Annotated in this window: 13 protein-coding genes; 1 reads left to right on the top strand and 12 read right to left on the bottom strand. The window is 62.3% G+C overall.

Features of this window, described 5'->3' with window-relative positions:
* The 3 genes from WA702_RS14090 to WA702_RS14100 all read right to left on the bottom strand — a co-directional run.
* Positions 1-623 (bottom strand): carbohydrate ABC transporter permease (locus WA702_RS14090; protein WP_425111144.1); only part of this gene is annotated, 623 nt, incomplete at its 3' end.
* Positions 620-1,552 carry a carbohydrate ABC transporter permease gene (locus WA702_RS14095; RefSeq protein WP_425111145.1) on the bottom strand — a complete coding sequence of 311 codons (933 nt, stop codon included), beginning with the start codon at positions 1,550-1,552 and terminating at the stop codon, positions 620-622. The genes WA702_RS14095 and WA702_RS14090, both read right to left, overlap by 4 nt.
* Entirely contained in the window at positions 1,549-2,868 is a 1,320-nt protein-coding gene (locus tag WA702_RS14100) for an ABC transporter substrate-binding protein (protein WP_425111146.1), read from the bottom strand. The genes WA702_RS14095 and WA702_RS14100 overlap by 4 nt, the downstream gene beginning before the upstream one ends.
* 345 nt (positions 2,869-3,213) lie before the next feature.
* On the opposite strand from WA702_RS14100, the gene WA702_RS14105 reads away from it, so the two are divergent.
* Positions 3,214-5,589, top strand: coding sequence for a hypothetical protein (locus tag WA702_RS14105; protein ID WP_425111147.1), 2,376 nt, complete (start codon positions 3,214-3,216; stop codon positions 5,587-5,589).
* Between the two features lie 253 nt (positions 5,590-5,842).
* Here the strand turns inward: WA702_RS14105 and WA702_RS14110 are convergent, their stop codons facing one another.
* The 9 genes from WA702_RS14110 to WA702_RS14150 form a co-directional block, all read right to left on the bottom strand.
* Complete coding sequence (locus WA702_RS14110; protein WP_425111148.1) at positions 5,843-6,217, bottom strand: hypothetical protein; 375 nt, start codon at positions 6,215-6,217, stop codon at positions 5,843-5,845.
* A gap of 835 nt (positions 6,218-7,052) precedes the next feature.
* The gene (locus WA702_RS14115) at positions 7,053-7,577 is read right to left on the bottom strand and encodes an RNA polymerase sigma factor (RefSeq protein ID WP_425111149.1); all 525 of its coding nucleotides are present in this window, start codon (positions 7,575-7,577) and stop codon (positions 7,053-7,055) included.
* A complete protein-coding gene (locus tag WA702_RS14120; protein ID WP_425111150.1) occupies positions 7,574-7,783 on the bottom strand; it encodes a YgaP family membrane protein in 210 nt (69 codons plus the stop codon). Before WA702_RS14120 ends, WA702_RS14115 begins: the two co-directional genes overlap by 4 nt.
* A gap of 840 nt (positions 7,784-8,623) precedes the next feature.
* Positions 8,624-9,577 (bottom strand): ribose-phosphate pyrophosphokinase, encoded by a 954-nt coding sequence (locus WA702_RS14125; protein ID WP_425111152.1) that lies wholly within the window; start codon positions 9,575-9,577, stop codon positions 8,624-8,626.
* 165 nt (positions 9,578-9,742) lie between these two features.
* Positions 9,743-10,375, bottom strand: coding sequence for a hypothetical protein (locus WA702_RS14130; protein WP_425111153.1), 633 nt, complete (start codon positions 10,373-10,375; stop codon positions 9,743-9,745).
* A 126-nt stretch (positions 10,376-10,501) separates the two neighbouring features.
* Positions 10,502-11,269 (bottom strand): peptidoglycan editing factor PgeF, encoded by a 768-nt coding sequence (gene pgeF / locus WA702_RS14135; RefSeq protein ID WP_425111154.1) that lies wholly within the window; start codon positions 11,267-11,269, stop codon positions 10,502-10,504.
* Positions 11,269-12,396 (bottom strand): class I SAM-dependent methyltransferase, encoded by a 1,128-nt coding sequence (locus WA702_RS14140; RefSeq protein ID WP_425111155.1) that lies wholly within the window; start codon positions 12,394-12,396, stop codon positions 11,269-11,271. Before WA702_RS14140 ends, pgeF begins: the two co-directional genes overlap by 1 nt.
* The gene (gene lgt / locus WA702_RS14145) at positions 12,393-13,250 is read right to left on the bottom strand and encodes a prolipoprotein diacylglyceryl transferase (protein ID WP_425111157.1); all 858 of its coding nucleotides are present in this window, start codon (positions 13,248-13,250) and stop codon (positions 12,393-12,395) included. Before lgt ends, WA702_RS14140 begins: the two co-directional genes overlap by 4 nt.
* 12 nt (positions 13,251-13,262) lie before the next feature.
* On the bottom strand, positions 13,263-13,475 hold a 213-nt coding region (locus WA702_RS14150; protein WP_425111158.1), incomplete at its 5' end, for a dienelactone hydrolase family protein.

Below are 13,475 nucleotides of genomic sequence, written 5' to 3' on the forward strand. Positions count from 1 at the left end.
AAATTATTCCAGGAAAAGATCACCGCCAGAATGAAGGCGACCGCGAGGCCTGGCTTGGCCACCGGCAGCGCGACGTGGCGGAACACCTGCCAGCGGGTCGCGCCGTCGATGGTGGCGGCTTCCTCGAGCTCGATCGGCGTGGTCTCGAAATAGCCGATCATGATCCAGATCACGATCGGCACCGTGACGACGAGATGGATTATGATTTGAGGCCACAGAGTGCCGAGCAGGCCGAGCCACTGGAAAAGCAGGAACAGCGGGATCAGATACGACAGGCCCGGGGTGATGCGCGCTATCAGGATCACGATCGCGGACTTGTGCGCCGCCATCCGGGCGATGCCATAACCGGCGGGCACGCCGACCAGCATGGCCAGCAAGGTCGCGCCGCCGGTGACCAGCACGCTGTTGGCGAAGTAGGTGAAGAAGCGGTTGGACGCGAACACGTCCGCATAGTTCTTCCAGGCGAAGTGTTCGGGAATGAACACAGGCGGATAGGTGGCATTGTCGACTTCGAACTTGATCGACAGCGACAGCATCCAGAGGAAGAACAGGATCGCCGGCGAGACGATGAGGAACACGCCGAAGGCCAAGCCGATCCGGCCGAGGATCGTGCGCACGTTCATGCGTCGACCCCCGTCCATTGCGCGCGCTTGCGCAGGATCAGGAGCACGGCGGTGAGCGCCACGATCAGCGCGAAGAACACCAGCGCGATCGCCGAGGCGTAGCCGAGGTCGTAATAAACGAAGGCCACACTGTAGAGGTAGATGTTGATGGTTTCCGACGCCGTGCCGGGGCCGCCTTGCGTGATCGCGAAGATGATGTCGAAGCTCTTTACGGCGTCGATGCAGCGGATCATCGCCGCAATGAACAGGAACGGCATGATCAGGGGCAGGGTGATGTAGCGGAACATCTGCCAGGTGGTGGCGCCGTCGATCTGCGCGCTCTCATAAGGTTCGGTCGGCAGCGCGGCGATGCCGCCCAGCACGATCAGCATCACCAGCGGCGTCCATTGCCAGGTTTCGACCAGCACCAGCGACGGGATCACCGTGGCGGGATGGAAGACCCAGAGCTGCGGCGGCAGGCCGACCAGCGACAGCAGGTAGTTGAGCACGCCGAGCTGCGGGTGGAACATCATGGTCCAGACCAGCGCGATCGCCACCGGCGTCGCCATCATCGGCATGATGAACAGCGCGCGCAGGATGCCTCGCCCCGGAAACTTGTTATGGAAGATCACGGCTGCGAAGGTGCCGAGCACCAGAGGCAGCACCACCGACAGCGCGGAATAGGACAGCGTATGTCCGACGGCCTCGACGAAGCGCGGATCGGCCGGCAATCTCAGGAAGTTGGCGAACCCGATGAAGGTGGTGGGCGAGCCGACCTTCCATTCGTGGAAGCTCATCCAGATCGTGAACACCCAGGGGAAGATGATGACGGCCAGCACCACGATCAGCGCCGGCAGCACGAACGGCCAATAGGATGGCGGTCGCCATGGCTGCTCCGGCGCGGCCGCGTTTTGCGTCGCGCCGGCAGTCTGTTCGATGATCGTGCTCACGCTTTCTCGCTGCGCTCCAGGATCGGGCGATACTGCTCATGCGCCCGTTTCAACTCAGCCGCGGGATCGCCGCCGGACAGCGTTGCGGTCAGCGCCGAGCCGATGATGTCGCGATATTCGGCGACCGGCACCACCACCGGTAGTCCTAGCTTAGAGATCTTGGCGGAGTCGATGGCGGCCTGCAGCCACTCCTTCGGCATTTTGACGCCGCTCTGCACCCCGGGGTCGCCGAGGATGGAGTTGCGGAACGGCACGCCGCCGCCGGCCTGCAGCAGGCGCGCGCCTTGCGTCTTGGAGACCACCCACTGGCACAGCAGGTAGGCGGCTTCCTTGTTCTTGCTTGCGGCGGCAATGCCGATGCCGTCGCCATAGGTCGAGGAAAACTGACCCTTCGGCCCCGCCGGCACCACGGTGTAGCCGACCTTGCCGACGATCCGCGACGCGCTGGGGTCCTCCAGCGGCGGCGCCCAGCCGATGCCGTCGATCCACATCGCCGATCTGCCTTGCGTGAACGAGGCCATCGACTCCATCCAGTTGAAGCCGGCGACGCCTGGAGGAGCGGATTTGGTGAGCAGGCGCTGATATAGTTTGGTGGCCTCGATCGCTTCCGGCCCGTCGCTCAGGATGTTGCCCTTGCCGTCGAGGAATTCGCCGCCATAGTCGAGATAGAAGTTGCTCCACAGCGCCACGTTGGCGTTGCGCAGGCCGCGGCCGACGAAGCCGTAGGTCCCGGTCTTGGGATCGGTCAGTTTCTCGGCGGCGTCAGCCATCTCGTCCAGCGTCTTGGGCACCGCGATGCCCTTCTTCGCGAACAGCTCCTTGTTGTAGTAGAGGATGAAGTAGTCGACCGACCACGGCAGCGACAGCATCCGCCCTTTGTCGTTCTTGGCGTAAGTCAGCCCGGCGGCGGAGAAATCGCTTTCGGTGAGATCAGGCGCCGTGAGGTTCGGGTCCTTCATGTAGTCGGTGAGGTCGGCGAGCCAGCCGGCCTTTTCGAACTGGCGCTTCTGCACGTGGTAGCTCAGATGCACGACGTCGAAGCTCGGCTTGCCGGAGGACAGCTCGATCACGACCTTCTGGCGCTGCTGCTGCTCGGGGATCTGCTCGGACTCGACCTCGATGCCGGTCAGAGCGGTAAATTCCTTGATGTATTTCTGCAGATTGTCGCCGCGCGGACCCTTGGCGAGGATCACCTCGAGCTTGGTACCGGCATACTTCTTCCACTGCGGTTCGGCGCGTGACGGGCTGCCAGCGAGCGCATAGGCGCCGGCGGCTGCCGAGCCTGCGAGCAGGGTGCGGCGGGTGATCGCGGTCATGGAGGTCCCTCCCGGAATGTTTTTTGTTGGAGAGGAAGTCTAGCCAGTTCCGCAGCGACCGCAACAGCGCAAAGACGCGCGGGCCACAGCTGTCGGAGACGAGCTCGCTGACGCGCATGATGGCCTCGGCCGGCATCCTGACTTCGGCGTTCGGATCAGGCTGATCGTGCAGCGCCCCGAATCGCTCAAATCAGCCGAAATTTGTGATCCATTTCACGCGTTCCGAGCCCGTCTCGTCCTACCTTGCGGGCGTATTGAGCAGTTCATTCAACTGAAAATAGATGATCGAGTCTCCGGCGCACGCCCGAATCCCCAGGCGGTCGATTTAGCAGCGAGGAATTTTCGATGATCATTACCAGGCACAATGACAATCGCCGCACTGGCGCTTACCTGTTCGAGACGCAATTGACCCCTGACACCATCGGCAGGGACCGCTTCGGCCGCGTCGCGACCTTGCCCGTGCTCGGCGCGTGCTACGCGCAGCCGTTGGCGGCGACGGACGTCGAGGTGGGTCGCACGCGCCATGACATCGTGGTCGTCGCGACCATGCACAACATGGTCTATGGATTCGACAGCCGCACGCGCGCCAGGATGTGGGCGCGGCATCTCGGCCCATCCGTTGTGCTGCCGCATCCTCAGATCGGCCCCGGCGGCTACAAGGACATGGAGTGGGAGGTCGGCATCGTCTCGACGCCGGTGATCGATACCGATCGCGGGATGATCTGGGCCGTCTCGACCAGCGACTCCGGCGGTGTTATGAGCCATCATCTCCATCAGCTCGATCTTGCGACCGGCGCGGAGCTGAAGAAGGTGCAGATCTCGGCAAGATCCGGCAACGCGACCTTCGCCAGCAACAGGCAGCTGCAGCGGGCCTCGCTGCTGCTGTCCAGGAACAAGATCTACATGGCGTTCGCCAGCTACGGCGATAAGACGCCCTATCACGGCTGGGTTCTCAGCTATCATGCTGACACGCTGGCCGCAGCGGATGTGTTCTGCACTGTGCCGAATGGGAGCGAGGGCATGGCCGGGATCTGGCAGGCCGGCGAAGGCCTCTGCGCGGATGACGGCGGCAACATCTACGTTCTCACTGGTAATGGTGGCTTCGACCCGTCCAGAGGCAATTATGGCGACTGCGCGATCAAGCTCGATGAGAACCTCAAGGTGCAGAGCTTCTTCTCGCCCTTTGACAATGCACGGCTGGACCAGGCCGATCTCGATCTCGGCAGCGGTGGCCTGATGGCGATCCCGAACCAGAACCTGGTCACGGGCGGCGGCAAGCAGAGCTGGCTCTATCTGATGGACATGAACGACCTCGGCGGCTTCAACAAGTCAGGCGACAGGGTGCTGCAGAAGGTTGCGGCAAGCCAGACTGACGGCAACCATCATATCCACGGCACGCCGGTGTACTGGGAAGGCACGAACACGCGCGGCCCGGCGGAGAAGCGCGTCTATGTCTGGCCGGAGAACGATCAGATGAAGGCGTTCGGTCTGGTGCCGGAAGGTCAGAGCGTTCGTCTGACCAACACGCCGGTCGCGCAGACCACGGTGACCGATCCGACCGGCTTTCCTGGCGGCACCAGCGGCATGCCGGGCGGCTTCATGACCGTCTCGGCCAACGGCTCGTATAATGGCATCATCTGGGCATGCCATGCCTGGAACGAGAACCTCAACCAGAGAATCGGATCGGGCGTGTTGCGCGCCTTCGACGCCACCTCGCTGCAGCAGAGATATTCGAGCAAGCAGCATGTCGGCCGCGACGATTACGGCAATCTCGCAAAATTCGCGCCGCCTGCCGTCGCCAAAGGTCAGGTCTATGTCGCCTCGATGGGCGGCATCGAGCGCAAGGTCACGCTGCCCCATTCGGTGGTGGGCACGCCGGTGCTGGTCAGCCGGGCGCAGGATCTGCTCGTTGCCTGGAGCGGCACCGGCAAGCATCTCAATGTGATGCGCAGCCACGATGGCTTCTCATGGGGCGCCAACACGGCATGGCGTTCCGGCGACACCACCGATCATTCGCTGGCGCTGACCGAGGGTCCCGCAGGCACCCTGTTCATCGCATGGACCGGAACCGACACCCGCATCAACGTGATGGCGTCCGAGCCGAACGACTACGCCAGCTGGAAGCCGAAGAAGATCCTCGATGAGAGGAGCCATGTCGGCCCCGCGCTGGTGTGGGGCGACGATCGCCTGATGCTGGCATGGACCGGAACGGACGGCCGGCTGAACATCAAGTTCTCCGGCAACGGAACTGATTGGAGCTCGACCCGAACCCTGCCGGAGACCTGCTCGACCGAACCATCGGTCGCTTTCCATGACGGCCAATTCTATCTGCTGTGGAATGGCGACGATCCCGACCGCAAGCTCAATCTGATGACGTTCGACAAGACCGGAAGCACAGTCATGACGAAGCGGACCTACGGCGAGACCAGCGACTGGCGCCCCGCTTTGGCATTTGATGCGGACGGCCTTGGCCGGGTGAGCTGGACCGGGCGCGGTAACAATCTGCTCAATGAGGCGCTGCTGTCACCCAATGCCGTGCAGCTGACCTACAAGCGAACATTCTACGACACCGCATCGAACGGTCCGGCGCTCTGCCGCCATCAGCAGCGGATCTTCCTGACCTGGGCCGGTACCGACAGCAAGACGGAGCTCAACGTTGCCGACCTCAGCCGCGGCGGTGTCTCGGTCTACGGCATGCTGAGCGGACCCGCGGTCGCTTAGGGACGATCCGGTAAAGTGGCAACCGGTCTTCCCGCCGAAGGCGGTTGCGCGGAGATCATGCTCGATCAAGAGATGAGATCATGATGCGATTCGTCTCATTGCATCATGATGTAGGGCGCGTTTTCCTGAAGTAGGCTGCTTGTATTTGATGTCCGCCTGTCATCCTTCACCCGCGTAAAACCCACACCTCCCCACTTCGCCTTGGGGCCAATCGCAGACGAAAGTAGGCACAGCCGTTTAGGTTTTCGTCAAATCATTCGTCTTCAAAGGCTTCGTCTTTAAAGACGTTGCCGAACGCTTCGCCTGTTTCGTCGTCGCTGCGGTGAGAGGACAGCCAGATAGGATCGTCGCAGAGGCCTTCACGTCTCAAAGCGACTATCAATGCTTGGCCGAGTGTTATTGGCTTGCTCGGTGCCAACGGATGATGGTTCACAAAGCAGTCTACGCGCCAGTGCGGATTGTAAGCTTCTATAAAGTCGGGTCGCCAAGCGAAATAGAGTGCAACCGGGATTAGCATCTTCCCACCTGCGGCGTTACGGACCTGTACGCGATAGATCCTTCCGGACCGTGACTTCTCAGCAATAGTGCAGTCCGCTGAGAAGTCGTTGTTGAGGTCGAATCTTTTCATTTTTCATTGCCCAAATCGATGATTTGTTAGTATCACGGCGTTAGCCGATGCGCGAGCCTCCACCGCAATCCAACTTCTGCAATGGGTCATAAACGGCCGTGCGTTTCAACAGCGCCTGCTTCGGGTTTATTCCCGACAGCAGACATCCCGGGCGAATCATCGGGAGATCCAGAAAGGGCCAAAAGCGGTCATTGAAGTCTCAGAAGTTTCGGCTTTAGCTTTCAAAGGCACCACAGGGAGAACCGCATTGCCAGTCGTGTATTCCGACAAAGTAGACTCGATTCTTTCGGCTGGGGTTTGGCTTGGGCCACATCATCTTAACTGGGCCTTGAAGAGGGAACAGGCTCTCACTGCAATTAGCTGCCTACGCGATGCTTATTGCATTGTTCTTGGCGGAGACGTTCTCAACGGGCCGGACAAGAACTACAGTCACACCTACGATAACTGGTTCTTCCAACCTTCAAATCCGCCCGTTCCTGGCGATGTGCCATCGAGTGCTCTCAAGGCAATCGCCTACGTCAGAGACTATCCTCTTGATGAGGCGTACTTCGTGCTTGTGCCTTTACCCAGCATGACCGCTTAGGGCTTAAAAGCAGAAGTGAACCCGATTACGGGAAGGTCACAATCGGCGTGCCATCGAACACAAGCCTATAGACCAGCAGACCGGGCACCCTCGAAAGGCGATCAACGATACCAGCCCCAGAGTGACGGAACCTACGACTGCAGGCCAACCTGCCTCGGTCCCGACCCACACCGCCGTCGAGAGAGCTCCAACTCCGACGACACCTCGGATCAGGTGCTCGGTGAGTGAACTGCTGGCGAACATTCTCACTCCTCAGCGCATCATATATTCACGAATGAGCGCTCGCCCGCGATGCAGGCGAGCCTTCACAGTCTCGCGGGTCAGCTCCAGCGATTGCGCTATTTCGCTGATCGTCATTTCGTCCACATCCCGCAAAATGAGCACCTGCCGGTAGTGGCTCGGCAGCGACTGGATCGCGGCAGCTAAATCGATGCGAAGCTCTGATTCCGGTCTCTTCGAAAGCTGCAGGTCATTTTCGAAGGAAGAGACGTCATCGGGAACGCCTATATGCTGCTTTGCCAATCTCAAGCAGGTTCGATGAACGATCTGAAAGAGCCAGAGGGAAAAGGCTCCGGCACGTTTGAGACCACCAATGCGACGGTACACGATCCATAACGTTTCCTGAACCGCATCTTCCACATCGCTCGTCGTGCGGCAGGTTCTTCGCGCGTACCGGCGTATGTCGGGCTGCGACAATTTGAGCAGCGTCAGGATGGCGTTAGCGTCACCACCTATTGCCGCTTCCATCGTGCTCGGCGATGAAAAAGGTGTGCTCATGGTTCGGCGCGCAGCTTTCGACCTGCTACTGCGCATGCCGGACAGTATCCGAAAACGCCTGTAAGCGCGGTCAGGACCCCGACAGCGGCGATCAGGTATCCAACGGGCATACCTTTAAGACCTAGCAGCCCACAAGCGATCATAATTGCCCCAGCCAAGAGCCGGACCCAACTTTCCCGGCCAGCCACGTTCTTCTTGTACAGCATAGCAACCTCCTGCCCTCGAAAGGGCCGTTCCAACGACCCTAGAGACTTAGAGGCTTGGAAAATGAGAGACGGTTCGCGGCTCGAAAAAAAAGTAAGTCAAGTCCGGTTAGGGTCAAACGCGGCCATGGCGGTCAGCCGGGCGGAATGTCGGCCATGGGCCAGCCGTTCGCCGGACCGCCGATGCGCGTAAAGCTCGATTTGTGCAAGACGATGAGCCGATTAGTTCAGCCAGGCGTCCTTTAAAATTTTTATTTCTTTTTTTCGGAAGTCATGCTATAAGCCTGCATTCGCCTCGTCGAAGAGGGACGTACGCGTCGTCACGATACGTGGAGTGCGGGGAGCGGTGGACGCGCGTCGGCAGCAGACGACTGTCGATGGCGCGGACGGCGAAGTCGCGTGGTCCTGGCGTCCCGGTGCTGACGCCAAGCACAAAGACATTGACGCGTCTTTGCGTGACGGGGGCAAGAAAGCCGGTCCCCGGGGAGATCGCGTATAACCCGTAAACCAGCCGCGCAGGGAAGGCCGGGTGTTCTCGGCTGTGCCTGTGGTTCTGCCGCGTGCTTTTTTGCTGCACGCGGACCGCGGGCGCCAGCCAGCGCCCGGTCTTCCCTGCACCCTCTGTCTGAAGAGGGTGAGTTAAGGACAAATAACTCGGGCAATTCCTGTCGCGAGGACGGAAACGCATGTCTCAATGCCGTCACTGCGAAGAGCAAAGCGACGACTTGTCCGCCATAGCCCAAAGGGCGGCGGCGGAAGCCCACCATTTAGTCCGTGCAAGTGTTGGTGGGCACGCTCCGCCTTGCCCACCCTGCGCGCTCATGCTTGTCGCGACGGAGTGGCTCAGTCGAACAGGCTCGACACCGATTCCTCGGCTGCGGTGCGGCCGATCGCTTCGGCGATCAAGGGTGCGATCGGCAGCGAGCGGATGTTCGGCGCATTACGCACGGCTTCCGTCGGCATGATGGAGTCGGTGATGACGAGCTCCTTCAGCCGCGACGAGACGATGCGGGTGACCGCGCCGCCGGACAGCACGCCATGGGTGATGTAGGCGTAGACCTCCTTGGCGCCGTTGGCGAGCAGCGCGTCGGCCGCATTCACCAGAGTGCCGCCGGAATCGATGATGTCGTCGATCAAAATGCAGGTGTGGCCGGCGACGTCGCCGATCACGTTCATGACCTCGGACTCGCCCGCGCGCTCGCGGCGCTTGTCGATGATCGCGAGCGGGGTGTTGATGCGCTTGGCGAGGCCGCGCGCCCGCACCACGCCGCCGACGTCGGGCGACACCACCATCAACTTCTCGCCCTCAAAACGTTCACGGATGTCGCGCACCATCACCGGCGAGGCATAGAGATTATCCGCCGGGATATCGAAGAAGCCCTGGATCTGCAGGGCATGCAGGTCGAGCGTCATGACACGGTCGGCGCCGGCATGGGTGATCAGGTTGGCCACCAGCTTGGCGGAGATCGGGGTGCGCGAGGCGGATTTGCGATCCTGCCGCGCATAGCCGAAATAGGGCACCACGGCGGTGATGCGGCGCGCGGAGGCACGGCGCAGCGCATCGGTGATGATCAACAGCTCCATTAGATGGTCGTTCGCCGGATAGGACGTCGACTGCAGGATGAAGACGTCGGAGCCGCGCACGTTCTCCTGGATCTCGACGAAGATCTCCATGTCGGCGAAGCGGCGGACCACGGTCTTGGTCAGCGGCAGGCCGAGTTCGGCGGCAATCGCGTTGGCCAGCGCCGGATTGGAGTTGCCGGCGACGAGCTTGATGGAGCCGTTTTTGGCCGACATCGAGATTTCTCCCCGCGCCTTGCTGGAGACGACATTCAGCATATCGGGTTACCCGTGGGAGCGGCAATGTTGCACGGGCGTGCAGATATCAGGGAGAATGTATGGCTGGCAACCCGGGTGCCGTGTTTTCCCTGGCAAAAATGGGCGGCAATTGCGGCGGCGTGGCTAACGGTCGGTGTAGCCGAGCGCGACGACGCTCTTGTTCCCGGTATCAGCCGGTGCAGGCGCAGCAGTTGCGATCGCAGGCCCCCGTGCAGCCGGCTGCGGTGCGCCATCGGCAGGTACAGTTCCATTGAGCATGCCCGCAAGGCCGCTGAAGCCGGCCTGGGCGATCTTGCGCAGCACGAGATCATCCGCCCCCGACCACGGATCGCGGGATGCAGCGCCGGCGACCTGCTCGGTCCCCGAAAGCCTGAGCGTGCGCTCCTGATTGCGGTCATAGACGTCCCAGACCCAGGCGATCACGGGCTTGCCGGAGACCACCTGCGCCGAGAGGTAGCTGCGGACACGATAGGCCGCGGGTCCCTCGCGCGAAACGATGGCGAGGCTGCGCAGCTTCGACTCGCTGTCGAGCACGTTGACCATCCGGTCGAATACCTGCGGCGGCGGACCGTCGATCTGATCGAAGGCGATCGTGGCACCATCGGATGCAGGCGCCATCGCCATCGCGTTGCTCGGGCCTGCACTGTTGCCGGCACAGCCGCCGAGCGTTGCGGCGGACAACATCAACGCCGCAGCAACGCAAGCGTGCAGCGGTGTCCGGCCGATCCGTTGTAGGTGTACCGACGCCTTCGTCATCGTCGGCAGCGATATCGTTAAAATCGATTAACGTCTAGATCGCCGCTGCCACAGAACGGGACAGAATGCACGTAGTTGTAGAGAAATCGTTAAGCAATCAAGATGACGCCGCAGTTCGGTCCAGCTTCAGCCTTCCAGCGCGATCGCGTGCACATGACGGCCGTAATCCGGCTCTTTGCGATGAACCGAGCGGCGATAGCTGAAGAAACGCTCGTCGGCATACGTATCGGCGCCGAGATCGTCGATCATGAGCACGCCGGCCTTCTCCAGCCGCATGCGGATGAAGCCGGCGAGGTCGAACATCGCATGGCGTTCGCGCGGCGAAGGCAGGAAGAACATCGCATGCTCCGCGTCGGCATCGAGGAAGCGCTCGACGAATTCGGCGCCGACCTCGTAGCTCGGCTGCCGGATCATCGGGCCGATCGCGGCGATGATCTGCGCGCGCTCGGCGCCGAGCTCTTCCATCGCTTGAAGCGTCGATTCCAACACACCGGTCAGCGCACCCTTCCAGCCGGCATGCGCCGCGCCGATCACGCGCCGCACGGGATCGATGAACAGCACCGGGCCGCAATCGGCCGTCGTGATGCCGATCGCGAGTCCCTCGGTGCGTGTCACGACGGCATCGGCCTTCGGGCGCACTTCGCCGTCCCAGGGGCCGGTCGCGGTCACCACGTCGGGCGAATGGGTCTGGTGCAGGCTGAGGAAGCGGTCCGGCGCGACGCCCATGTGTTCGGCCATGCGGCGGCGATTTTCCAGGACGTGCGCGGGCGCGTCGCTGGAGCCGAGCCCGCCATTGAGGCCGGCATAGATGCCGTTGGAAACCCCGCCCTCGCGGGTGAAGAAGGCGTGGCGCAGGCCCGGAATGCCGGACAATAGATCCGATGACAACAGCATCATGCCGCTCCCGTTCTGTGGTCGGTGTTGCCGTCGGAGAGGCCCGCCAGCATGGGAATGCCGGGGTCGGAGATGCCGAGCACCTTAAACAGTTCGCCCATGCCGCCGCGACCGCCGCCGACCAGTCGTTTCAGCCCGCCGGCAATGTCCTCGGCCACCTCGTGCGAGGCCTTCTGCATCAAAGTCAGCGCGCGCGTTTCGATGCCGAGCCGTTGTAGGAAATCGCCCTGCGTCACCGGGCCGTGGGCGCGGGCGCCGACCGCCTCCGCGGCGCGCGACAGCGCGTCGAAATCGACATGGGCGGTGATGTCGGCGAGGCCCGGCGTCCTCAGCGGGTCGGCGAAGCTGTGGCGGGCGATCGCCTGGAAAGTATCGCCGATATCGCTGCGGACATGGCCGTAATCGATGATCAGCGCGGCGCCACGCTGGTCGCGCACGCGCCGGGCCAATCTCATCATCTCGGTGTCGGGCCGCCATTCGAAGATGGCACCGAGCGGTGCGGCCCTGACCAGCGGCGACAGCAGCGCCTCGAAGCCCGGCGTCGGATCATCGGCTGTGCCGTAGACGAAGTTGTCCTCGTCGTCGAGCGTGATCACGCGTTCGTGCCAGCCGGTCTCGCGCCGTACCATCTGATGGATCGGCAGCACGTCGAAATACTCATTGGCAAAGATCACGCTGGGGCCGTCGGGCACCTCGTCGAAGCGCTCGTGCCAGGTGATGTTGTGCAGGCCGGTCAGCGTCGCTTTCTGCTTCTCGCGCAACACCGGATTGATCTCGACCATGTGCACCGACAGCGTCTGATAGAGCGGCGGCAGCACCCGCAGCGCACGCAGCGCATCCGACATCATGGTGCCGCGGCCGGGACCAAGCTCGATCAGCTGGAACAACTGCGGCGAGCCAATCGCTTTCCAGACCGACGCAGCCCAGAGCCCGAGCAGCTCGCCGAACATTTGGCTGACTTCAGGGGCGGTGGTGAAATCGCCCTCGCGCCCCAGGGGATCGCGCGAGATGTAATAGCCGTGCTGCGGATGCCACAGGCACAGCTCCATATAGCGGCGGACCGGCATCGGACCCGAGGCTCGGATCAGCCGCTTGATCTCGGTGTGCAGCGGTGACAGATCGATCACAATTCGGCCTGCGCCAACGGGGCAGCCTCATGGAGGCGAGGCTTGCGCCAAGCCCTGATGATCAGGATCGCGCCTGCAATCAGCATCGGCACCGACAGCAGCATGCCCATGGTGAGGCCGCCCCACAGGAAGCCGAGTTGCGGATCGGGTTCGCGGAAATGCTCGCTGGTGATGCGCGCCAGCCCGTAGAGCGTGATGAAGCTGCCGAGGATCAGGCCCGGCCGTTTCAATGCGCCGCAGCGGACCATCACCGCCAGCACGGTGAACAGCAGGATGCCTTCCAGACCGGCTTCGTAAAGCTGGCTCGGATGGCGCGGCAGATGCGATGGATCGCGCGGGAAGATCATCGCCCAGGGGAGGCTCGGATCCGCGGCGCGCCCCCACAGCTCGCCATTGATGAAATTGGCGATGCGACCCAGGAAAAGCCCGATCGGGCCGACCGCTGTGGTGATGTCGCCGAGCGGCAAGATCGGCAGCTTGTTGAGGCGGCAGAACCAGATCACCGCGACGACGCAGCCCAGGAAGCCGCCATGGAAGGACATGCCGCCGTTCCACAACTCGAAGATCTCGGCCGGGTGGGCGACAAAGAAGGGCAGGTTGTAGAACAGCACGTAGCCGGTGCGCCCACCCAGGATGATGCCGAGCGTGACCCAGAGGATGAAGTCGTCGAGCTGGGCCAGCGAGATCGGCGCAGGCCCGCCCCACAGCCGCTCGTTCTTCAGGATCGCGCGCGCATAGAGCCAGCCGAGCACGATGCCGCTGATATAGGCGAGCGCATACCAGCGGATCGCGAACGGCCCGAGCTGGACGGCGATGGGATTGAAGACGGGAAAGTCGATCAAGAGAAAGGGCATGCAGCCTGCGATCTAAGCGAGATTGCGGCGGTAGAGCGCGAGCAGGCGCTCCCAATGCCGCTCGGCGGCGTCCCGGTTATAGACCGGGCGCTTCGGGAAGGCGAAGCCGTGATGGGTGTCCGGATAGACCTCGACCTCGGCCTTGGCCTCGCGCATGGCCTGCGTAACCTTGTCGATGATTTCCTGCGGCGCGTAGATGTCGGTCTCGGCGCAGGCGAAGTACAA

Origin of the sequence: Bradyrhizobium sp. (genome assembly GCF_049798375.1) — a bacterium.
In the GTDB taxonomy this organism is placed as follows: Bacteria; Pseudomonadota; Alphaproteobacteria; order Rhizobiales; family Xanthobacteraceae; genus Bradyrhizobium.